23 protein-coding genes are annotated in these 20,901 nt (G+C 45.4%); 13 read left to right on the top strand and 10 right to left on the bottom strand.

What is annotated here, in order from left to right:
* Positions 1-58: 58 nt before the first annotated feature.
* The 7 genes from FLM48_RS06750 to FLM48_RS06720 all read left to right on the top strand — a co-directional run bounded on the left by FLM48_RS06750 (position 59) and on the right by FLM48_RS06720 (position 3,396).
* Positions 59-289 (top strand): hypothetical protein, encoded by a 231-nt coding sequence (locus tag FLM48_RS06750; protein ID WP_179024122.1) that lies wholly within the window; start codon positions 59-61, stop codon positions 287-289.
* Between the two features lie 230 nt (positions 290-519).
* Positions 520-810 (top strand): hypothetical protein, encoded by a 291-nt coding sequence (locus FLM48_RS06745; RefSeq protein ID WP_179022697.1) that lies wholly within the window; start codon positions 520-522, stop codon positions 808-810.
* A 97-nt stretch (positions 811-907) separates the two neighbouring features.
* On the top strand, positions 908-1,294 hold the full coding sequence (locus FLM48_RS06740; RefSeq protein WP_179024121.1) for a DUF4345 domain-containing protein: 387 nt from the start codon (positions 908-910) through the stop codon (positions 1,292-1,294).
* A 74-nt stretch (positions 1,295-1,368) separates the two neighbouring features.
* On the top strand, positions 1,369-1,965 hold the full coding sequence (locus tag FLM48_RS06735) for a glutathione S-transferase family protein (RefSeq protein WP_179024120.1): 597 nt from the start codon (positions 1,369-1,371) through the stop codon (positions 1,963-1,965).
* 75 nt (positions 1,966-2,040) lie between these two features.
* Positions 2,041-2,469 (top strand): hypothetical protein, encoded by a 429-nt coding sequence (locus FLM48_RS06730; RefSeq protein ID WP_179024119.1) that lies wholly within the window; start codon positions 2,041-2,043, stop codon positions 2,467-2,469.
* Between the two features lie 47 nt (positions 2,470-2,516).
* The gene (locus FLM48_RS06725; protein WP_179026296.1) at positions 2,517-2,972 is read left to right on the top strand and encodes a hypothetical protein; all 456 of its coding nucleotides are present in this window, start codon (positions 2,517-2,519) and stop codon (positions 2,970-2,972) included.
* Positions 2,973-3,078: 106 nt separating this feature from the next.
* Positions 3,079-3,396 carry a heavy metal-binding domain-containing protein gene (locus tag FLM48_RS06720; protein WP_028774353.1) on the top strand — a complete coding sequence of 106 codons (318 nt, stop codon included), beginning with the start codon at positions 3,079-3,081 and terminating at the stop codon, positions 3,394-3,396.
* Positions 3,397-3,590: 194 nt separating this feature from the next.
* On the opposite strand, the gene FLM48_RS06715 is transcribed toward FLM48_RS06720, so the two are convergent.
* Together FLM48_RS06715 and FLM48_RS06710 are read right to left on the bottom strand one after the other, a co-directional pair.
* Complete coding sequence (locus tag FLM48_RS06715) at positions 3,591-4,721, bottom strand: carboxypeptidase family protein (protein ID WP_179024118.1); 1,131 nt, start codon at positions 4,719-4,721, stop codon at positions 3,591-3,593.
* Between the two features lie 26 nt (positions 4,722-4,747).
* Positions 4,748-5,644, bottom strand: a complete 897-nt coding sequence (locus FLM48_RS06710; RefSeq protein WP_256871130.1) for a permease — start codon at positions 5,642-5,644, stop codon at positions 4,748-4,750.
* A gap of 423 nt (positions 5,645-6,067) precedes the next feature.
* Between FLM48_RS06710 and FLM48_RS06705 the strand changes: the two genes are divergently transcribed.
* Positions 6,068-6,724 carry a nitroreductase family protein gene (locus FLM48_RS06705; RefSeq protein ID WP_028774354.1) on the top strand — a complete coding sequence of 219 codons (657 nt, stop codon included), beginning with the start codon at positions 6,068-6,070 and terminating at the stop codon, positions 6,722-6,724.
* Positions 6,725-6,842: 118 nt separating this feature from the next.
* Here FLM48_RS06705 and FLM48_RS06700 read toward each other — a convergent pair whose 3' ends face one another.
* Together FLM48_RS06700 and FLM48_RS06695 are read right to left on the bottom strand one after the other, a co-directional pair.
* On the bottom strand, positions 6,843-8,576 hold the full coding sequence (locus FLM48_RS06700; protein WP_256871073.1) for a PKD domain-containing protein: 1,734 nt from the start codon (positions 8,574-8,576) through the stop codon (positions 6,843-6,845).
* A gap of 44 nt (positions 8,577-8,620) precedes the next feature.
* Positions 8,621-9,466: a hypothetical protein gene (locus tag FLM48_RS06695; protein ID WP_179024116.1), complete on the bottom strand. Its 846-nt coding sequence runs from the start codon at positions 9,464-9,466 to the stop codon at positions 8,621-8,623.
* Positions 9,467-9,999: 533 nt separating this feature from the next.
* On the opposite strand from FLM48_RS06695, the gene FLM48_RS06690 reads away from it, so the two are divergent.
* Complete coding sequence (locus FLM48_RS06690; protein ID WP_084632570.1) at positions 10,000-10,251, top strand: hypothetical protein; 252 nt, start codon at positions 10,000-10,002, stop codon at positions 10,249-10,251.
* A 67-nt stretch (positions 10,252-10,318) separates the two neighbouring features.
* On the opposite strand, the gene FLM48_RS06685 is transcribed toward FLM48_RS06690, so the two are convergent.
* The 4 genes from FLM48_RS06685 to FLM48_RS06670 form a co-directional block, all read right to left on the bottom strand.
* On the bottom strand, positions 10,319-11,647 hold the full coding sequence (locus FLM48_RS06685; protein ID WP_179024115.1) for an amidohydrolase: 1,329 nt from the start codon (positions 11,645-11,647) through the stop codon (positions 10,319-10,321).
* 82 nt (positions 11,648-11,729) lie between these two features.
* Positions 11,730-12,263 carry an outer membrane beta-barrel protein gene (locus FLM48_RS06680; protein WP_179024114.1) on the bottom strand — a complete coding sequence of 178 codons (534 nt, stop codon included), beginning with the start codon at positions 12,261-12,263 and terminating at the stop codon, positions 11,730-11,732.
* Between the two features lie 103 nt (positions 12,264-12,366).
* Positions 12,367-12,816: a hypothetical protein gene (locus FLM48_RS06675; RefSeq protein ID WP_028774360.1), complete on the bottom strand. Its 450-nt coding sequence runs from the start codon at positions 12,814-12,816 to the stop codon at positions 12,367-12,369.
* A 104-nt stretch (positions 12,817-12,920) separates the two neighbouring features.
* On the bottom strand, positions 12,921-13,733 hold the full coding sequence (locus FLM48_RS06670; protein ID WP_256871072.1) for a choice-of-anchor H family protein: 813 nt from the start codon (positions 13,731-13,733) through the stop codon (positions 12,921-12,923).
* Between the two features lie 438 nt (positions 13,734-14,171).
* On the opposite strand from FLM48_RS06670, the gene FLM48_RS06665 reads away from it, so the two are divergent.
* The 4 genes from FLM48_RS06665 to FLM48_RS06650 all read left to right on the top strand — a co-directional run bounded on the left by FLM48_RS06665 (position 14,172) and on the right by FLM48_RS06650 (position 18,103).
* On the top strand, positions 14,172-14,501 hold the full coding sequence (locus FLM48_RS06665; RefSeq protein ID WP_028774361.1) for a PepSY domain-containing protein: 330 nt from the start codon (positions 14,172-14,174) through the stop codon (positions 14,499-14,501).
* 29 nt (positions 14,502-14,530) lie between these two features.
* Positions 14,531-15,202, top strand: coding sequence for a response regulator transcription factor (locus FLM48_RS06660; RefSeq protein WP_028774362.1), 672 nt, complete (start codon positions 14,531-14,533; stop codon positions 15,200-15,202).
* A gap of 8 nt (positions 15,203-15,210) precedes the next feature.
* Positions 15,211-16,665 carry an ATP-binding protein gene (locus tag FLM48_RS06655; protein WP_179024112.1) on the top strand — a complete coding sequence of 485 codons (1,455 nt, stop codon included), beginning with the start codon at positions 15,211-15,213 and terminating at the stop codon, positions 16,663-16,665.
* A 73-nt stretch (positions 16,666-16,738) separates the two neighbouring features.
* On the top strand, positions 16,739-18,103 hold the full coding sequence (locus FLM48_RS06650) for a DUF3300 domain-containing protein (RefSeq protein WP_179024111.1): 1,365 nt from the start codon (positions 16,739-16,741) through the stop codon (positions 18,101-18,103).
* A 76-nt stretch (positions 18,104-18,179) separates the two neighbouring features.
* Here the strand turns inward: FLM48_RS06650 and FLM48_RS06645 are convergent, their stop codons facing one another.
* Complete coding sequence (locus tag FLM48_RS06645) at positions 18,180-19,562, bottom strand: Na+/H+ antiporter NhaC family protein (RefSeq protein WP_179024110.1); 1,383 nt, start codon at positions 19,560-19,562, stop codon at positions 18,180-18,182.
* A 333-nt stretch (positions 19,563-19,895) separates the two neighbouring features.
* Positions 19,896-20,897 (bottom strand): AraC family transcriptional regulator, encoded by a 1,002-nt coding sequence (locus FLM48_RS06640; RefSeq protein ID WP_179024109.1) that lies wholly within the window; start codon positions 20,895-20,897, stop codon positions 19,896-19,898.
* Positions 20,898-20,901: the final 4 nt, after the last annotated feature.

The raw sequence follows: 20,901 nt of genomic DNA, 5'->3' as shown, positions 1-20,901 counted from the left end.
ATAAGTGTGAGTTAAAACACTAGATTGACATTGGTCAAAAGCGAGAGAGATTACTGGAATGGAAATAGATATCCGAGATACTGAAGAATATGGTGTCATCGTACATATGGACGAGATAACAGGCGATGAGTTCGATGACTACCTGTCTGAATCGGTCTATGCGCTCTTCGATAAAGGGGAAGAGAATGGTCAAACTATTTTCTATTTTGGATTGGCAAGTTCAATTGAAAAAGTTGAGAAAATCGTAGGAAAATTTACGAAAGCACTTAACAAACCTATGGAAAACTAGCTTGCAAAGACACACAGGTTAGAATGACCAACACTCAGTTTACCGATTAACAATGGCTAGCAGCTATTCATTCCTGCATCGACTCGATAAATGAAAAAAACTCATATTCACCTTGTTGCTAGCGCATTAAGCGGGCTTTATGGGTAGGTTAGCTTGGCAAGGCGTATTGCGCTGACTGCCATCAGCCTCAATAGAGGTGTTAAGTTTAATCAGTTTATGGAGTTTACCTCATGGAAGAGTACATCCTAGGATGGGGCACATTAGCGTTAATCAATACCGCACTCGCCAATTTAGACAATCGTAGTCCGTTAGCTTACCTTATAGGCTCACTGTTGTTAGGCCCGGTGGTCACAGTAGTACTAGCAACAACCCAGTACGATCCCGAAAAAGGCACTGAGTTTATTGATATCTTTCGTGGACGCAGCAACAAGCCTGCACCAACCACTCAACTGCCTAATTGGCTAGTGGCGATTATTTTTATCGGCTTGTTAGCCCTGTTCGCTACCGCCCTTATAATGTAGATGCAGTGGCACTGCACTTAGGCTGCGCATAGTGACACTAAGTGCTGCTAAAGCATGGCAGCGATAGTTTTGATGAAGCGATACTAAAGGAGTCGGTATGGCAAAAGTTTTGGTGTATGCAACTGCACTATTTTTCTTACTCTACGGCTCATTTTTTACCTTAATTCCCGTAGAGATGGCCCATTGGATCACCGGCGCCAGCCCTGCTCCCGCCTCAGCGACAATCGATTTTAGAGCAACCTATGGTGGCGCGCAGTTTGCTATCGGCCTGTCTCTCATTTGCATTATGAGATGGCAAAAACAGACTAACTTAGCACTAACCGTTATCGCCATTACCTTATTTTCTATGGCTTTTGCTCGTCTTTTAGGTATCTTAGTCGACGGTCAAGCCAACTTATTTATGTACCTGTATTTAGTTGCTGAAGTTGTGTTTGCAACATGGGCATTATATTTAAAAAGGTCAGTGACACCGCGACAATCTTAGCCGCCGGGCGTTAATGTAGTGCCAGTCGTATTATGTTGTGGTACTCACCTTTGCTGAACATCAAGGAAGGAACAATGAGAGTTTATGGGGATTTACAATCAGGTAACTGTTTAAAAGTTAAACTTTTATTGTCTTTACTGTCTATTGAGCATGAATGGATACACGTCAATATTTTAGATGGTGAAACTAAAACCGCTGAATATTTAGCTCGATTTCCCAATGGCAAAATCCCTGCAGTAGAGCTCGATGATGGTCGCACGCTATGTGAATCGAATGCAATTTTGGGCTATTTTTCAGACCAAACTCCGCTACTCCCCAGCGACAATTACAGCAAAGCTAAAGTGTATGAGTGGCTGTTTTTCGAACAATACAGTCACGAGCCGTTTATTGCCGTGGCGCGGTTTATACAAAAATACTTAGGTTTGCCACAAGAGCGAGCAGCAGAATATCAATCACTGCAAGCAGGCGGTCATAAAGCGCTGCAGATAATGGAAGCCCAGCTAACTCAAAGCCAATATTTAGTCGGCGATGAGCTTACCATTGCCGATATCTCACTGTATGCCTACACCCATGTTGCCCACGAAGGCGGCTTTGATTTAGCCGCTTACCCCAAAATACAACAATGGTGCCGCCGTATTCAGGCCATGCCGGGTTATGTGGGTATGAACTAAGCTCTATTTCACACTGGCGCTCAAGCTAGCGTTGCTATTTGCACAGGACTGCGCGATTGCTTAAAGGAAGATAAGATGAAACTAGAAACCCTGTTTAAACTCTCTGTTTTGTTGGTGTGCCTATCAAGCTTTTTTATGCATTACATAACTGGCAGCTTGGTGTACAGCAAAGATATTGTAGAGGCGATGAGCTGGCACGGCTTTAACTCATCGCTTCCCCATTGGCTTAAGTTGTCTATTGTCGCCCCGCTGCAACTCGCGGCTTTACTCATGCTCACTTTTAATGTCATCGCCCGAAACCTATTTGCGCTATTGAGCCTTATTGGCCTATGCCTGTGCTTATTCGACGGCGTAGCGGCCTATACTCACTACGAGATATTAATACTGCAGATATACTACCTTGCCAGTGGCGTGGTACTCACCTTATCTTTCACCAGCTTGGCCCATCGATTTAAAGCGAAAAATAACAGCCAGACGCTTGATTCACCCACGCCACATCGCTAAGTGATTTTGTAATAGGTAACCAAAAGATGTCATCAAACGGAGTTGTCATGCAAGCAGGTGAACGCCGCATTAATATCTATTTAGTTTTGGGGGCGACATGCAGCGCCATTGCGGCCTTAGCCCACTTAGGCTGTATTATTTTTGGCGCTGATTGGTACCGATTTTTTGGTGCAGGAGAACAAATGGCACAAATGGCCGAGGAAGGGCTTTGGTATCCCAGTGTGGTGACGGCAATAATCGTTGTTATTTTAGCCATCTGGTCACTGTATGGCTTATCCGGTGCCAAGGCGATAATCAAACTACCACTGCTAAAATTCGCCCTAGTTGTTATCTCATTCATCTACCTCACTCGTGGCGTCGCTTTTGTTGCCATCATGCCGATGTTTCCAGGCAACAGCTTAAGCTTTTGGTTGGTCAGTTCGGGGATCTGTTTCATTATCGGTACATTTTATGCCATTGGCACTTACCAAAACTGGCAATACCTATCAGGTAAAACGGCCTAACCCCAGCTAACCAAACGGTGTATATTGACAACTCGCGGTAACATTACAGCATGAGTGTGCGCCGCTCCCCATACCACTTTATTGTTTGCCTTTACGAGGAGATTTTATGATTTACTCAACCACAGACACCATTCCAGGAAAGCAGATAGCGCAAGTTGTGGGCGTTGTCATGGGCAATGTAGTGCAATCTAAACATATTGGACGCGATATTATGGCTGGACTCAAAGGCATTGTAGGTGGTGAGCTGCGCGGTTATACCGAAATGATGACCGAGGCCAGAGATACCGCTATCCAACGCATGATTGAAAATGCCAATGAAAAAGGCGCCGATGCCATCGTCGGCATTCGCTTTACCACCAGCGCGATAATGGATGGCTCATCAGAAATCATGGTGTTTGGCACAGCGGTCACATTAGCACCATAGCCGCGCTGGCCATTTCTGATTACCGCTATTTTTCGTGTTGGCAAGCTCAGGTAGAGCAGCCACTAACAGCAAATGTAAAATTCACTGCAAAACAACAATCAGTGAAAATTGAGTTGACTTCCTTATTTGAAGTATAGAGCTTAGTCATAAGCATTCATGCCTATGACTAAGCTCTATACTGGGTCAAAGACTTGTTAGCCAATAAATGTGGCAATCGGTTTTATTACATCAGCGCCCAATTGGACACTACGCGAGGCTGACCAACCGGTTGAAGCATTAGGTCTGTTTTGATTGTCAATGAATGGCATTTCCAACACCATTGCCAAGCAATCAAAGTTACCCGTAACGTACTGTGTTGCCATGCTTTGCTTATCTTTACAACTCACGCCACAGCAGCGCTTATACTTCTTTTTATAACTGTCGTAGTCAATCTCAGTTTGCATATCAGGATTATGAGATACAAAATCACGTTTAAAGCGTTCAGCTTGTGCCGCCAGTAACTCACCACCGTTTGCAGGCATAATAAAGCAATATGGGATCTCTTCCTCACCATGAATGTCTAAAAGCAGGTCAACACCAGTCTGCTGCATCATTTGCTGAACAGAATATACTTCTGGGCAACGTGTTTTAGATGGCTTGTCCCATTGCCGGTTAAGGTTCAACCCGTGACTATTGGTGCGATGATTGCCTCTTACTCCTCCGTCCGGATTCATATTCGGTACGATGTAGAACACCGCTTTTTCCAGCAGTGAACTAACTTCATCACTAGGTGTTAGTAGCTGGTGTATTAACCCTTCAGCAAACCACTGCGCCATCGTTTCACCTGGGTGTTGCCTTGCTATCAACCAAATCGCCTGTTTGTGCGGTGCAGCTTTTCCAATTGTTAGCATGTCAAGTGAGTGACCATCTGCTGTAGTGATCAGCGAGGTAAGCTGACAAATATCAGACTGTGGCGATGCCTGGACCAACATTTGCTGCCTTGCATAGTCATAAGGTGTGAAATAGGCGTAGCTGATGCTGTCTTCAATGGGAGTATGGCGAATCACTAGCTCGCCACTATTGTATGTTGTTGGCAGTCTAAACCAGTTTTCTCGGTCATATGAAGCCATGACTTGATAGCGCTGCCAGGCGTTGGCAAAGCTGCTATCTCCTGCATTAACGATGCGAATAGTGTGTGGTAGTCCCGCCTTAGTTTGACAACGAAAGTGGAACCACTGGCGAGTGGTGCAGTTATTATCAGGCCTAAGCGCAACTTGAATATTATCGATGTCTGTCGTTGAGATCACGGCAATGCTGCCACTGTCAAAATCATAGCAAATGTTCATTTTTTACAGTCCTTATAATTTGAATTCTAAATAAGCTCAATGGCAAAACCAGTGACACATGCGGTGGTGAACACAGCCAAAATAAACGCTAACATCAACGGCCAACAAAACATCCTTTTCATCATGATTAGCTCCGGCAAGCTTGCCCCCGCGCCCGCTACAGTCAACGCCATTACCGGCCCCATGCTGGCCCCTTTTGCTATTAAGGCTGTTGCAATGGGTAACATGGTCGACGCACGAATGTAGAGAAAGACACCGAGAATGGCGGCCGCTGGAATGGTGAAAATCAGGCTGTGGCGCATTAACTGTTCAATCGTTTCTTGCGGGGTATAACCATGTAACAGAGCGCCAACGGCAACCCCTATCAACAAATAAGGCACGAACGCAGCTAGCTGTTTGTAAGATTCGATAAAGGAGTGGCGCCATAGGCTTTTTTTATGAAGAAAAGGGGCTGAACTTGGTGGCGCAGGTTGCTCACAACTAGCATTTACAGCGTTTGGTTGCATGCCTTCTCTTATAAAGCGTTCAAAGTGCAATCTTTGCAAAACATGGCCACTTATGACCGCTAGCACAATGACAGAAACACTATATATCGCAGTGACTTTAATCCCAAATACAAACCCAAATAACACGAATATGTACGGGTTTAATAAGGGGGAGGTAAACAGAAATGCCATCATTGGACCAAATGATACCCGGGCTTTAATCAGCCCAATAGTCATGGGCAATGTTGAACAACTACAAAAAGGTGTCAAGGCTCCAAGACTAACGGCTATTACATAGCCGCGATTACCACTAAGTAGCTGGCTAACCTTATTGGCAGGTAACTTGGCATTTATCAGGTTAACCACAAAACTAATCATAAAAAACAGTACAACTAACTCTACAACCGTACTAGTAAAAAACGTTATAGCACTTTCCATTTTGATAGACATTCTATATTTCCATATTTTTAGAATAGTAAAAATATAGAGATCACCAAGAACACTGTCAACATATTTCCAACAAAATGGAAATATACCAATAATGTCGAAAATATAGCCACAGCCATTAATACTCCGGACTGGCGAAGCTATGTGGGATACACACTAGAAACTTTATCCTTATTTAGCAGGGCTAACACCACAAACCCGCACTACTAGGCTTAAGTTAAGCCAATTGATCTTTCACCTAGCACTCGCAAAATGAAAGCCTAACTCGCCGCAGCATTTTGTGATTAACAAATCATTTTTGATAATCATTCAAATCAACAGCGCTTTTCTGGTTGTATAAACCCGATTAACATGGCCACATTGATAGTTTGACCTAAGCTATAGCTTGGCAACCACAAATAGGATGTATTGATTATGACTCACGCGATTATTACCGACCTTGAAAACCGTTACACCGCTAAACGATACGATGCCAGCAAGCGTATTTCATCTGAGGATTTAGCGGTTATTTATGAAGCAACTCGATTGTCGGCATCATCAATCAACTCGCAGCCGTGGAAATTTATTGTGATTGAGTCTGACGCGGCTAAGCAGCGTTTTCATGACACTTTTGCCAACAAGTTTCAGTTTAACCAGCCCCATGCAAAGTCAGCCTCGCACATCATATTGTTTGCCCATAATCCGCACTATACCCGTGATGATTACGCCAAAGTGGTTGATAAAGGCATTGCAGATGGTCGCACTAAGGTTGAAGATCGCGAGCAAGCATTTGCCGGTTTCGCTTTTGCTGAACTAAATACTGACCAAAACGGTAACACGGCAACTTGGACCAAGTCGCAAACCTATTTAGCCCTAGGTAACACCTTACATGTGCTTTCACGTTTAGGCATTGACTCCACCACCATGGAAGGCGTCGATAGCGAGTTAATAGGTGAAATATTTAAAGAAGAACTGGGCGGATTTGTTTGTGAAGTGGCATTAGCCATGGGCTATCATCACAGTACTGAAGACTATAATGCCAGCTTGCCTAAATCACGTTTAGCAATGGAACAGGTATTAACTGTGCTGTAGCACTGAGTCCATTTTTGACGGCTAAATGTACAGCGCCTAAAATGGCTTAGTACTTGATATTGAGTCCAGAAAATAAGCCAGTGAGCTAATGCCACTGGCTTATTAGTTTACTTAGCCACTATTTAAGTTCGACTTTTAAACTCATGCCCGAGTGAGCGCCTACAATACTGATATAACGCCAACCGACAGTTGGGTTAGTGACCGTAATTGACTCGGTATTGCCGCTATTAATGGAGCGTTGATCATAATTGCTGCTAGTAGCCCAGCTCGACGCCTTGTAAAACACATCGCCATTATTACTGCCATGATCACTGCGGATCTCTATACTATTGACACTCGAATCAACATAGATATAAAAGTACTTTATCCGGTTACTGATAGTCTCTGTAGGCACGCAAATGGTGTCGCCGCTGGTGAGGTTCTGACCATACATGGGAGACTCAGTTAAACAGGCATTCTCAATACTATTACCACTGCCATTAGTGATACTCACACTGGCCGAATCTGTATGACTGGCACCTTGGTTATCGGTCACCGTCAGCGTGGCAGTGTAGTTACCTGCCGCAGCGTAACTATGATTAGGATTTGCGCTATTGGCACTGTTACCATCGCCAAAATTCCATTGGTATGAGGCGATACTACCATCAGTATCGACCGAGCCATTGCTGCTAAACGAAATAGCGGCATTGACCGCGCCATTGTATGGACCATTGGCCTGAGCTGTTGGTGCTTGATTCTGACCGCCTGCACCAGTTCGAATATGCATATAGCTACTGTTATTTTGCTCTGACCATTCCGACACGGCATCACTGTTATCCACAATCACCCCTAGATAATAATCAGTATTGGGCGCCAAATTGGCGGGAATAACTACTGACTTAACCACTGTATCTGGTGTATTACGGGTAATCGTCACCGTGTCAGTGCCTATTAGCGTATCACTGCTGGTAATAGTGGCATTGGTTGAAATGTAGTAGCCCAACACAACCGACTGACTGTGGCTACCATTGTTCTCAAGGGTCATTTCGTACCCTACGGTATCGCCCATCGCCACGTTATAACGCCTTTCACACTGGGTATTGCTACAACTTGAGTTAGCCACACTGCTGCTTAGCTCACTGCCGGCGCTGCTGAATAATCGAGTTCGGCCATGATTACTATACGCACCCGATGAACCTATGTGTCGCCAAGCCGCAACGGATAAATCCTGCTTAGTGGTTGAACCATAAAGATTGATAAGACCATTCACGGCATCTTCGCCCAGATAAGCGAGCAGCTGATTTTCACCACTGGTGTGCAGATGGGTATAGTCTGTCCCCATAATGTTGTAGTAACGATTTTCATGGGCTAAACCCACGGTATGTCCAACTTCATGCAAGGCTGTAGATTCAAAGGTGCGACTATTACCACCATAGTTCCAGAAGTTAGTTTTCTGCTCCATGCTGTCGTCATAAGCCACGGTATTATGGAAAATAATATCGCCTTCAACCGTCACGCCACAGGGGTTGGTAACATTGTAGCCAATGGCAGAGCTACCACTACTGTCCCACCAGATCTCACTTTCTCCGTTGCCCACTCCCACTAAGTTGTCATTGTCGAGTGCCACGCCAATGTTTAAATTCACTGGGGTCGCATTGAATTGACTTAGCGCCTTAGCAAAAGATGTACGCCAAAAAGTATAGTTGCCCCCAAAACCGGCTGGGTTAGCATTAAAGGTCACACTGTTAGTTGGCCATTTACGCGGTGTGTTGTTACTGCAATCAGTCCAATATTGATACGCCATGACCTGAGAGCTTGAAAGGGTAAGTAAGGTTGCGATACCAAGTTTCGCAACAAGATGTTTAGTTTTCATTATTGTTCCTTAAATTTTCTGCACAAAATAGCTATGTTACGTCACTATTTGTTCGCTGAATCACCACCCAGTACAGGGTTTCCGCCGTTAAGCTGAAGTTGCTCAAGCTCCCAAGCATCGTGAGATCCGGCCACAGCTTTCTGCGCCAAGTCAGCCGCTTCAACACGACGTTGTAAGGCTTTGGGCACTTGGGGACCAGCCATGGCTCGGCTCAGCGCTGGATAGGCATTAAATTCAAGGTTTTTATCAATATTCACTACGGGTTTAAGCGATACACTGCCCATTATGCTGGGCTGATTAGCGATCTGCTTTAAATGTTGTACGAAGGCATCAGCATTTGACTGAGTTAACTCATCACGATATTTTTCGCCTTGCTGTTGTGCATGGCTGATATAGCTAACCTCTCCTTTACCATCAAGTAAAATTGCTGATTCATTCGCGGTATAAATTTGCTGCTCTTTTATTAACATCCTGCCATGTTCACATTCAACAAAATCGCAGCCAGTATCTTTTTGTTGCTGTACAAATAAAATGGCCTGCTCACCTAATGTTACTACGGGAGAATTAGTGGCACTAAGTCGGTTACCATTTTCAAATTCACCACCAACAAACTTCAGCGTAATTTCAGTATCATCATAGCGACCGTTAATGGTGTCATCTATTTGATAAGTGACAAATGTATACGGGATACCTTCAAGCGACAGCTTCTCGCTAATATCGATGAGTGAACCTTTGATAATCAAATCAGAACCAAGGACCAGCTTGTCTACATAACTGGGCTGTACCACGGCAACAGTGGGATTGACGTTGGCGCTCACTAAATTGGGAGCGGTCATTAAACTTAGCAGCAACACTGTGCCACAGCTTAATTTTGTGTATTGACTTTCCATATGAACTCTTCCTCATTAGAACGGAAAAAACGGACATTTACCATGCCTGTTCTCCTTAATATCTAACCCCGAAGAGAAAGGCGCTTCGCTTTATCTCACAGCGTAAAGCAAAACGAATATTACATATTTTATACAGTATGTTAAATTTATGTTTAAAACTTTTAATTATTCTATAGATCCACATTGCTTTTTTAATTGAGTTTTATCAGCTTACAAAGCATTTAATTTCAATATCACCAATAAATACAAGTCGAAATAAAATCACGCTCAGCCCACCCTTTTCTATAGCAGAAACAAAACTGAATCATACGAGCTAATTAGCTGTATTTTCAGCCGCAGCCAAATAGTTATACTTAACGGTTAAGTCTATTAACGTTAATAATTAATTGGCTTTTTATGATCAAATTGGTTTTAAGGTTTAATAGAGGTGAGTTAAATAACATCTAGCTTGCTGGATAATATTGACAATAAAGCGGCTGATATGAGCGAAAATTTGACATACAATAACCCGCTCACAGTTTAATGGTATCAGCGTGGCAAAACCCAATAAGAAAGGCCCTACTCGCACAGTCGACATCTTTTGCGCTAACTGTAAGGCGTTATTGTATAAGTACCGCAAGGGCGGAAAAGGGGCACTGGTAAAGTGCTTTAAAGAACGCATCGTCAGCGACCACACACTAACAGCCTGTACGTGCCCACAATGCCAACAGGTATTTGCTAGGGACACCTTAGTGCGTGGAACACCGGCATTTAAGATGATTGGTGGCAAAGTATTTATGAAATAGCCATTAATCCAACAGCCATTCATTCAAGTGACTGAAACACTCGCTGCAAACACTCTGCCTTGAACCACTACTTAGCGTTAAATAAATCCATTACGCTAGCGGTTGTGGCTTTCACACCGGTACTGATGGTGTCGGGGTAATCAGGCGCAAACAAGCTCGAATGCAGTGAAGGTAGCAATTTACCGCTGTCGACACTACGTTGATATTTTGTCGGCTCTACCGCCCCTAACCAAAAAATGGTGATAGGACGTTTCTCTGGCGTTAAGCCATATAAACCAAAGTCTTCACCGGCCATAACGGGCTCCGACTTCACCACATTGTCACTACCAATCGCTTGGCGAATGCTATCGCGGATCTGCGCAGTTTGAGTCGGATCATTATAGGTTGAGGGGATGGTTTCATCACTATGCACGTAAACCGTAGGTAGCAAAGACTCGGTCAGTCCGGCGCTGATACCAATGCCTTTCACCATGCGTTTTATCGCAGCAATCTGCTGCAAACGTACTTGTGGATCGTAGGAGCGTAATGTCAGCTGCAGTTTCACTTCATTAGAGATGATATTGTGTTTAGAGCCACCATGAATGGAGCCTACCGTCACCACATTGGGCGCTAACGGCGACACTTCGCGGCTCGGAATCGTTTGCAAAGCTAAAACAATGCGCGATGCTAATACAACTGGATCGATTGTGGTATGCGGGTAGGCACCGTGGCCACCTTTGCCTTTAACGGTAATATCCACGGAATCAACATTAGCCAGTGCATAACCTGGGGCGATTCCCACCTGGCCTGCAGGTAATGAGGCACTCACATGTAATCCCAAAATATGGTCCGGCGTGGGAAACTGACTAAATAGTCCTTGCTTTAACATCGCTTTGGCACCGCCGCCGACCTCTTCGGCAGGTTGGGCCACCATCATCAATGTGCCCTGCCATTGATCTTTATGTTTAACTAACTGCTCGGCGCTGCCAATTAAACTGGTCATATGAATATCATGACCACAGCCATGCATTACCCCAACAGTGTTGCCATCTTCATCTTGGGTGGTGACCGTCGATGCGTAATCTTTACCTGTTTGTTCAGTAATTGGCAGTCCATCGGTGTCGGCGCGCACCATCACCGTTGGCCCTTGGCCATTTTTAAATATCGCCACCACGCCATAACCACCATAATTATCGGTCACCTCAAACCCCAAGCGTTTTAACTCGGTCGCCATGCGTTGGCCTGTTTGCTGCTCATGGTAAGACAATTCAGGGTGTTGATGCAGGTGCAGGTAGAGTTGCTCAAGCTTAGGCAAAGCTTGCTCCACACTTTGTGCCAACTGAGCGGGGCTGGGCTGAGCTGCTTGCGCCGTTAAACTTGCTGCCATTAGTGCGCTAATAATACTTAATTTTTTCATGAAAAGTCCCTATCAAATGACTAATAATGGCAGCCGTGTATAACGGGTTTAATGCGGTTGTTTAATTTAGTACTCCCAAGTACTAAAACTGATAATGCACACCTAAATATACCGTACCAAGATCGCTTTCTAAGGTCTCGCTGGCACTGTTTTCTAAGTCGGTATAAAGCATTTCATAAGCTAAGCGCACATTAACTTGATTACTAAAGGCAACATTAAAACCGGCGCCCCATAGCCAACCCGTACCGTCAAAATCAGGCGTGGCCTTAAGATTGGTTTTTGCCATACCTGCTTTAATAAACATGGAGTACATTGGGCTGAAATAGTGATGGAATTTAGCCGACAGCGATAATTGTTCAGCTTTAACATCGCCTTCTTCGACAAAGTTATCTGTCAGAATGTAGGTAGATTCAACCGCGAAATTTTTACTGAAATAATACCCGCCATAGAGGCCATAACTGATCGCAGATTCATCGAAGTCACCGGCAGATAGCTGACCGTTACCGCCTAACACTCCTAAATAGTAACCTTTAATATCGGCAACATTGGCAGCCATGGCATTACTTGACAGTAATAGCGCCGCTGCAGCGATAACACGGACACTGAATTGTTTCATCAAACCCTCACATAACATTAATAACAAGCTATCAACATAGTAGACCAAAACCTTCCAGATATTAAGCCTTTAATGCCAAACACTGCTGTTGATGTTGTCGGGGTTATTCTGCTAGCGGTACGAGAGCGGGAGCATGACGGCAATAACGCACTAACTGAGCGATTAAGCGGTTATATAGGTCCTCTTCAATGTAGGGTAACTCGTCGGTGTATACGCGACTATCGAGCTGAGTGGGCAAAATAAATGTCGCTAGACGGTCGATATCTTGGCTTATCTTGTCGATGTCATGGGCAGAGAAGAAAGCCGCCATGGGGTAAGCATCGGTTAAATAGGCTCGGCGCAAGAAATCAATGAGCGCGTCAAATTGGCTGTCCCAGTTTAAGTTGCCATTGCATTGGGCTTCAAAACACAGCGCCTCTATTACTCGTAACACCTCGCCTTGCAAACTGTGTGCACGGCCTTGGTCCGGCACTAAGTTCTCCCAAATCCATAGTGCTGTATCTTGGCTATTGCCGTTATAGGTAACCTGAGTAATTGCAGTTGTTTGACTCATAACATGTTTATATCTGTCATCTAGGTAACGATTATCATACCTTAGCGACAACAAAAAAGCGGCCATTGCCGCTTTCAATTTTGCGTGTTTTACCCTTGGCGATACTAAGTCCTACGGCGATAAGCCAGTAGCAGTAACACAGAGAATACACCCACACCGAGTGCACCACCCGAAACTTCAACCACCTCAACGTAATCAACATCATAGTCGCTACTTTGCAGCGGTAAAGCGTACAGGTTGTCGGTATCTTCACTGCTGATACTGGCAACGATATTGGGGTTACCCACTTCATATAAGTCAATTAACACGTCATAACTGTCGCTGGGGTAACCTGTGTGCAGGGTGCTGAGCACTTCATAGTCGTCATCTGAGCTATCATCAATAATAGTGAAGATGTCTGTGGTGTGGTACAGCACCCAAGGCCCACCATTACGACTTAAATACATATCGGCAAATACCTCAGCACGCTCACCGACATACATGCTGTACACATCAGCATCAAAAGTAATACTCAGTGTTTGGTAGTAACCATCACCATTGTTGTCAGTAAACAAGCGCGCGTAGGCATCGTAAAGGCTAAACTCTCGATACAAAGATTGGCCACTGGAGAATATATCTGCTGCCGTCACCCCATGATTTTCAGCCGCTTGTTTTCTCACGTCGGTAACAGCTGTGCGTATCATGCCTTGGTTGACATTCAATTTGTGCTCAGCAACCTGTTGCGCAGCACTAGGGACAATGCTGTCGCTAGCAACTTGATTTGAACTATCAGGTTGCGGGTTAATTTTAGCCGCCAGCTTAGCGGCTTTTTGCGCACCCTCCACACTGTGTGGCTGGCTGAAATCGACGGAAGTAACCCCTTTGTGACGAGCGGTATCTTGGCTCGCCATGGCGCCATTTACCGTCATAATTAACATACAACAGCCGAGCCATAACATAGATTGCAGTCGACGCTGTAATTTGGGTGATGACCTTAGGACCGATCCTTTGATTCTCTGAATTCGCTTCATTTTGATTCTCCAACTTAACCACTAAGTTGCTATCAATTAAAAGCGATGTTAAATGAACGCAAGCTGAACAGCTGTTAATCTACATATTCGTTAACTTCATGAGTACTCAGGGCTTTCACAATAGGTGAGTATTCAGCTCATGTTCATTTTGGCCATGTCACCATTTAACATATAGTGCAAGAGCAGCGGCCAAAGCCGCTGGTTTTGCTCAGCAAGTTGTTTCCTATTGCCATGGGATCTTTTACACTCAATACAATACGAATTTTTAACACGCCTAAACTGTTAAGCCCCTAGCATTTGAATAGGAACTTAATAGTTTTCAGTCGGCTACTTTGGATACGGTAAATGAAGAACTCCCTGAGTCTAATACTGTTAGTTTGCCTGAGCTTAAGCTATTCCAGCTTAAGTCATGGGCAACTATTGGCTGGAGTAAATCAATACGCCAACGCCAAGCCTCCGCAATCAAAAGCTAAGCCACCGCGCGCTAATCAGTTGGTTGTAAAAAACCGCAATCAAGCGATCAGTATGGCGAAAAATCAGTACTCAGCAAAAGTGCTCAATGCACAATCGATTCACATCAATGGCAACCCGGGATACAAGGTCAAATTACTCAGCCGTGAAGGCCAAGTGTTCTACGTCAATATTGACGCACGAACCGGCCGCATGAGTCGCTAACACATCATCTTGCAAGAGGAGGCGTTGCCATGCGTTTATTGTTAGTCGAGGATGATTTAGAGCTACAACATAACCTCAAGCTGCAGCTTCAAGCTGAAAAGTTTACCGTGGATGTTGCCGGCGATGGCGAAGATGGCTTGTTTCAAGCCCAAGAACATCCCTACGATGCCGCTATTATCGACGTTGGCCTGCCCATCATGGATGGCATTAGCCTGATCCGTACCCTACGTGCCGAGCAACTTGACTACCCGGTGCTGATTCTCACGGCCCGTGATAGCTGGCAAGACAAAGTAGAAGGCCTAGATGCAGGTGCCGATGACTACCTGACTAAACCGTTTCAGCCTGAAGAATTAGTCGCACGCCTAAAAGCCTTAATCCGTCGCTCCGCCGGCAAGTCGAGCCCCATTATTAACCATGGCCCCTATACCTTAAACACCAGCAGCCACGATATCGACATTGATGGCACAGGGGTAAAGCTTAGCGGCTCAGAGTACAAGCTGTTTGAGTACTTTATGTTGCACCCAAGCGAAGTGATTTCAAAAACGGTATTGATTGAGCACATTTACGATCAGGACTTTGATTTGGACTCCAATGTCATTGAAGTGTTTATTCGCCGCCTACGTAAAAAGCTTGACCCAGATAATCGCCACAAGCCCATCGAGACCTTGCGTGGCCAAGGTTACCGTTTGCGGAAATACTAACAGTGACGATGGCTGCAAGTCGCCATCAGCCTAAATGGCTGAAAACCGCATTAACGGCATTGCGCTTTCGCTCTTTGCGTGCTCGCTTGCTTGCCAGCGCCCTACTGCTGATTTTGGTGTTATTGCCGATCATCGGTGTCACCTTAAACAAGGCATTTCAAGATTATGTCAGCCAAGCCGCTGAAAATGAGCTCAGTGCTTACTTGTACTCAGTGCTGGCAGTCACCGATATTGATCAACAAGCCCTGTTTGTACCTGAACTGTTAACTGAAACCCGCTTTAATGTGATTCAATCGGGCCTTTATGCGCTAATATCCAGCCCTAAAGCGGCAGCCAAGACACTCAGTGCACCACTGCAGCAAATGCTTGAAAGTGGCCAGCAACTGCTGTGGCAATCTAACTCTTACAGTGGCCTGACTCCACCTGATTCACTGCCTACTCCACCTTTGGGGCAAAGTAGTTTTCGGCAAATCAATATCAACGACAAACCGTTTTTGGTCTACAGTCTCAGTGTCAGCTTTATCCAGAAAAATAGCTTAAAAGAGAGCACTACAGTCACAGTGCATGTACTGAAGGAGCGGGCGGAGTTTCAGCTACAAATTGAGAAGTTTAGCCGCCAATTATGGACATGGTTACTGATTTTGATGGCGGTATTGGCCATCGTCCAGCTTAGCTGGCTAACCTGGACACTGCGACCACTGGCACGCTTTCGCCATGAACTGACCCAAGTCGAACAGGGCAAAAGCCAGCAAATTAACGGTCTCTATCCAACCGAAATCAATGCCGTCGCCAAGCAACTCAATACCCTGTTAACGGCGGAGCAGCGTCAACGTAGCCGTTATCGCAATGCCCTATCCGATTTAGCCCACAGCCTAAAAACACCGCTGGCGGTGATCCGTAGCCAACAAGATTTGAGCCCCAGCTCAGCTGAACAGGTGGCACAAATCAATCAAATCATCAGTTATCAACTTAAGCGAGCTCAGAGCGTCGCCAATAACGCATGGCACCTTGGGGTCAAGGTCAGTGATGTCTCTGACAAATTGATGCGAACTTTGCCAAAAATCTATCCCGATGTGCAGTTAAGCTATCGACAAGCGCCCAGTGCCGATATGTTATTTTATGGCGACCAAAGCGATTTAACCGAGCTACTCGGTAATCTGCTCGACAACGCCTGTAAGGCGGCAAAACAACGGGTTGAATTGTCGGTCAGTGTCGACGCACAGCAAGGCTTGCGCCTAGCCATTGAAGATGATGGCGATGGTGTGAGTCAATCAATGCGCCAAACCATTTTACAACGTGGCATACGCGCCGATACCTACGAGCAAGGCCATGGTATTGGCTTAGCCATAGTGCGCGATATTTGCCAAAGCTACGATGCCAGCTTAACTATCGCGCAGTCACAACACTTAGGTGGCGCGGCGTTTATATTGTATTTTCCAAAAATCGGCCGCAGCGACCCATAATTGTCAGCTTGTGTTCATTTTCACTTGGGTATGATTCAGTCAAGATAACCCACAATGTGGTAATGGAGTGCATATGACTAGATTAATCCGCCGCTGGCAACTTGGACTCTGCCTGATAATGTCCAGCCTAGGTTTTGCCTACGCCAGCGATAGCAATATTGAACAACAAGCCCAGTTTAGCGATGCTGAATTGGCGCAAATGCTTGCGCCTATTGCCCTTTACCCAGACAGTTTACTGACCCATATTCTGATTGCAGCAACCTACCCTCTGGAGATTGTCGAAGCAGATCGCCTCGCCAAGAAGCATCCAGATTTAGCCGCAGATAAGCTAATGGCTAAAGCTGAAGATGAAGATTGGGATCCCAGTGTCACCGCCTTACTCGCCTTTCCCAGCGTATTAGAGCGACTAAGCGAAGATTTAAACTGGACTCAAGATTTAGGTGACGCCTTCTTACAAGACGAAGCTGACGTTCTCGCCAGTATTCAAGACTTAAGAAAGCAGGCTGATGAGGCTGAAAACCTTGAGCAGATGGATAATATGACCGTCACTAAGGTCAACAATCAGATCATAATTGAGCCCAGTGAACCCCAAGTGATATATGTGCCTTACTATGACCCACGTGTTGTCTACGGATACTGGCGCTGGCACGCTTACCCGCCCATTTATTGGCATTATCCGCGCCATTATGTGCACTATCGACATGGTCACTTTTATTGGCATAGCCGTACCCATATCAGCTTTAATTTCTATTTCAGTGCTTTCCATTGGCATAAACGCCATGTGGTGGTTACCCACCATAGAAAGTCACATAAATACCGTCACCATGGCCGCATTGTTACCAGCAAAGGAGCGCAGCGTTGGCACCATAAACCTCAGCATCGCCGTGGCGTGGCCTACCGTAGCCCTGTTGTCAAACAGCGTTATAACAGCCATAAACCGGCTAAGTTTTATAACCAGCAGCCGCGTGTAAAACACACTAATGTGAGTCATGCTGCCAATAACAAAGCGCTGTCTAAGCCGCAACAACGCCTGAAAAGAGAGCAAGATTTCAGCCATAAAATGCAGCAAAACAAAGCCGCTAAACCGGTTAATGTGGCGAGCAATAACCACAAACATTCAAGCGCTAAAATCAGCCAGCAGCCCACTAAACAGCAGCCAAAGCTGAACAACAATCAGCGCCATTACGGCACTAATAAATCCACTAGCCAGCAGGCTCGCACTAAAGTGAACGGCAATAGTCATTACAGTAACAAAGTGAGCAGTAACCAACAAAACCGAGCCACGAGTCAGCAGCGCCAGTATCTGCCGCAAGCACCCAATAATCGCGTGCAACGGCAATCAACAAGCCAGTCTAAAGCGGCTAAACCAACGCGCTCACAACCATCGACTCGACCGGCAACGCGCAGCCATAGCAACCAAAAGAGTCGCCAGCACTAAAGTGCCAGAAAAAGTCGCTAACAATAGGCATAAAAAAACGCAGCACTAAGGCTGCGTTTTTTCATGGTATTGCCGGTTAGGCCAACATAATAAAGCCTACAAACGTCACCGCCGCTGCGATAAGCGCATAAGGTAACTGAGTTACCGCGTGGCTCACCAAGTTACACCCGGAGCCCTGGGCTGCCAGCACCGTCGAGTCGGAGTAAAAACACGCTTGGCTACCAAAAGATGACGCAGACAATAGTGCACCAATAACCAACGGTGTATCTGCTCCAACAGCTTGTGCCAACGGCATAACAATCGGAATAGATACCGCAAAGATGCCCCAACTTGAGCCCGTGGCAAACGCCAATCCCGCCATAGCAACAAATACCACTGCAGGTAGGAACTGCGCCGTCATATACGGACTTAAGCTCTCAATCACAAATTGCGGTAACAGTAATTTGTCACACACATCTTTAAAGATAAATGCCGCAATCACAGTACCAATCGCTGGCAGCATACTTTTAAAACCATCAATCATTTGCTCCATCATCTCTGACAGCGGCATTAAACGCTGCAAAGCATAATAAGGCAATGTCACCGCCAATGTGGCCAACAAGCCGTACCAGATATCAATATCAAAGTAGATAGTGAAACCCACCAGCAAGAAAATTGGCACAAAAAAGTTGTGCAACTTACCCGAATCATCGGCTTGCTCAAAACTGTCTTCGGCCGCTTTCACCGCGTATTCATCTGAAGTCTGTACGTCTTCTAAATTGACTTGCTTAAGCGCTGGCTCACCTTGCTTAGCCGCTAGCTCTGCTTTTTTCATCGGCCCAAATACTGGCACGATACCGACAATCACGAGTATGACCATCGCTACCGATAACCATGCGTAGAGCATGTAAGGGATTGCCTGCATATACACAGCAATGGCTTGGCCTTCGGGTGCAATACCGTTATCAACCAGTAAGCCACCAAAAAACACTGCCCAAGTCGACAATGGCACTAGCACACAGATAGGTGCAGCGGTAGAGTCCACCACATAGGCCAACATCTCTCTGGAGACTTTAAATTTATCGGTCACTCGCTGCATGGTTGAGCCAACAGTTAGCGCATTAAGGTAATCATCGATAAAGATAATGACCCCAAGCACGAAGCTCATAAACAGCGAAGATCGCGGCCCCTTGGCAAATTTAAGTGCATGACGACCAAAGGCCATCGAGCCGCCAGTTCGCACCAACAATGCGATTAGCGCGCCAAAACTACCACACACTAGGATTAACCAGCCAATGGTTTCATCGGCCATGACACTGAGTGAAATGGCGGCGAAATTGGGTAATACTTCTGCAGGGCTAAGCAATAGTAGCCCTGAAATCGCCCCCACAATTAGCGACAAAATGGGTCGACGTAGCCAAATGGCTAACACTAATACAACAACTGGGGGAATAAGACTTAACGCTGTCGGTTCAGACATGCAACTAGGTCCTTAATCTAAAGATGAATGTCATCACATTCATGGTTTACTAACGCGTAAAGGCAGGCTAATGGCCCAATAACCTTTACCAATTCTGCTTTTTTATTGCGCTAATTACCCAAGTAAATTGATTACTTGATGCTACTTTGACCGCGTAAAAACATCGAGCAGAAAATAAGACCGAATTAGCATTGAGTCAATAAAAATTTAACTTTACAACATAATTAAGGTCTATTTATCTTTCGCGCTTAATTTTTACTTTATCTCTGTTAAGGCATCGAGTTTCCTGGCCAAGCGGGGGAAGCGAGAAGTTGGCAGCGCAGCAATCAACGGCTATGGGTTGGCTAATTGCTGTTGATACGCCCGTGGCGACATCCCCACATAGCGCTTAAAGGCACGAGAAAAGTGGGCCACATCGGCATAACCGAAGTTGGCTGAGATATCCGTTACTGAGTATTTGGCTTCAGCCAGCTGTTTTTTGGCCTGCAAGAAGATAATCCTGTCGACCACTTGAGAGTAGCTTACACCTGCTTTGGTCAAACGCCGCTGCAAGGTGCGCACGCTCATATCCACAATCACTGCTGCTTGAGCAATCGGCAGACGGCCGAGCATAAAGTAAGGTGTCAGCGCGTTTATCAACGATTCCACAAAATCTTCAGGTGCACGCACTTCCTCAATAATTACCTGGCCATTTTGTCTGACATGTACTTTGGTTGCCAACATACTAGGGTCAAAGCTGATAGCCGTTACAGCGCGCGCCGTATAGAACTGACTAGCGTTTAATCCTAAGGCATTTTGAATCGTCTGGGCTTGATTCTCACACAGCGACACATCAATGGGCTGCCAACTTTTGCCGAGTAACGTTCGCATTAATGTAAGCATAAAAGTCAGCGCGAACTGCTCGGCTAATACCGAACGAGCTTGGCCTGCATGGGCACGGCGCTGGCGCACAAACCACATTTTGTTTTGCAATAACTTTAACTGTAGGTGTGTATGGGTCGACTCAATATGCACCAACTCAATAAACTGCTTTAGTGCACCTTCTAAGGTCGACACATCGGTCATTCTGGCAAGGTAGCGCGGGATATAGATGTTTTCAGCCGCTGCGGCAATAAACTGGGAGTACTTTTCAGGCCCCACCTTATCCATCAAAATATCGAGCAGGTTTATCACAGATGCTTCCGGCACATAATCGTGGTCTTGCTGCAGAATATTCTCCGGCAGCTTCGCTTGATCTATGATGGGGTAAATATCTTTATCGAGTTGTTTAAGCAGTTCAACAAGCACTACGGTATATTCACTTTTAAAAAGGGGAACAACAGTTTTGTTTGGCATTACT

Source organism: Shewanella sp. Scap07 (genome assembly GCF_013394145.1).
GTDB classification, from domain to species: domain Bacteria; phylum Pseudomonadota; class Gammaproteobacteria; order Enterobacterales; family Shewanellaceae; genus Shewanella; species Shewanella waksmanii.
Note: the sequence above shows the minus strand (reverse complement) of the source record. Positions and strands in the feature narration are given on the sequence as shown.

Coding starts and splice junctions, on each gene's coding strand:
- FLM48_RS06750 (WP_179024122.1), top strand. CDS start 59: ATGGAAATAGATATCCGAGATACTGAAGAATATGGTGTCATCGTACAT.
- FLM48_RS06745 (WP_179022697.1), top strand. CDS start 520: ATGGAAGAGTACATCCTAGGATGGGGCACATTAGCGTTAATCAATACC.
- FLM48_RS06740 (WP_179024121.1), top strand. CDS start 908: ATGGCAAAAGTTTTGGTGTATGCAACTGCACTATTTTTCTTACTCTAC.
- FLM48_RS06735 (WP_179024120.1), top strand. CDS start 1,369: ATGAGAGTTTATGGGGATTTACAATCAGGTAACTGTTTAAAAGTTAAA.
- FLM48_RS06730 (WP_179024119.1), top strand. CDS start 2,041: ATGAAACTAGAAACCCTGTTTAAACTCTCTGTTTTGTTGGTGTGCCTA.
- FLM48_RS06725 (WP_179026296.1), top strand. CDS start 2,517: ATGCAAGCAGGTGAACGCCGCATTAATATCTATTTAGTTTTGGGGGCG.
- FLM48_RS06720 (WP_028774353.1), top strand. CDS start 3,079: ATGATTTACTCAACCACAGACACCATTCCAGGAAAGCAGATAGCGCAA.
- FLM48_RS06715 (WP_179024118.1), bottom strand. CDS start 4,721: ATGAACATTTGCTATGATTTTGACAGTGGCAGCATTGCCGTGATCTCA.
- FLM48_RS06710 (WP_256871130.1), bottom strand. CDS start 5,644: ATGGAAAGTGCTATAACGTTTTTTACTAGTACGGTTGTAGAGTTAGTT.
- FLM48_RS06705 (WP_028774354.1), top strand. CDS start 6,068: ATGACTCACGCGATTATTACCGACCTTGAAAACCGTTACACCGCTAAA.
- FLM48_RS06700 (WP_256871073.1), bottom strand. CDS start 8,576: ATGAAAACTAAACATCTTGTTGCGAAACTTGGTATCGCAACCTTACTT.
- FLM48_RS06695 (WP_179024116.1), bottom strand. CDS start 9,466: ATGGAAAGTCAATACACAAAATTAAGCTGTGGCACAGTGTTGCTGCTA.
- FLM48_RS06685 (WP_179024115.1), bottom strand. CDS start 11,647: ATGAAAAAATTAAGTATTATTAGCGCACTAATGGCAGCAAGTTTAACG.
- FLM48_RS06680 (WP_179024114.1), bottom strand. CDS start 12,263: ATGAAACAATTCAGTGTCCGTGTTATCGCTGCAGCGGCGCTATTACTG.
- FLM48_RS06675 (WP_028774360.1), bottom strand. CDS start 12,816: ATGAGTCAAACAACTGCAATTACTCAGGTTACCTATAACGGCAATAGC.
- FLM48_RS06670 (WP_256871072.1), bottom strand. CDS start 13,733: ATGTTAATTATGACGGTAAATGGCGCCATGGCGAGCCAAGATACCGCT.
- FLM48_RS06665 (WP_028774361.1), top strand. CDS start 14,172: ATGAAGAACTCCCTGAGTCTAATACTGTTAGTTTGCCTGAGCTTAAGC.
- FLM48_RS06660 (WP_028774362.1), top strand. CDS start 14,531: ATGCGTTTATTGTTAGTCGAGGATGATTTAGAGCTACAACATAACCTC.
- FLM48_RS06655 (WP_179024112.1), top strand. CDS start 15,211: ATGGCTGCAAGTCGCCATCAGCCTAAATGGCTGAAAACCGCATTAACG.
- FLM48_RS06650 (WP_179024111.1), top strand. CDS start 16,739: ATGACTAGATTAATCCGCCGCTGGCAACTTGGACTCTGCCTGATAATG.
- FLM48_RS06645 (WP_179024110.1), bottom strand. CDS start 19,562: ATGTCTGAACCGACAGCGTTAAGTCTTATTCCCCCAGTTGTTGTATTA.
- FLM48_RS06640 (WP_179024109.1), bottom strand. CDS start 20,897: ATGCCAAACAAAACTGTTGTTCCCCTTTTTAAAAGTGAATATACCGTA.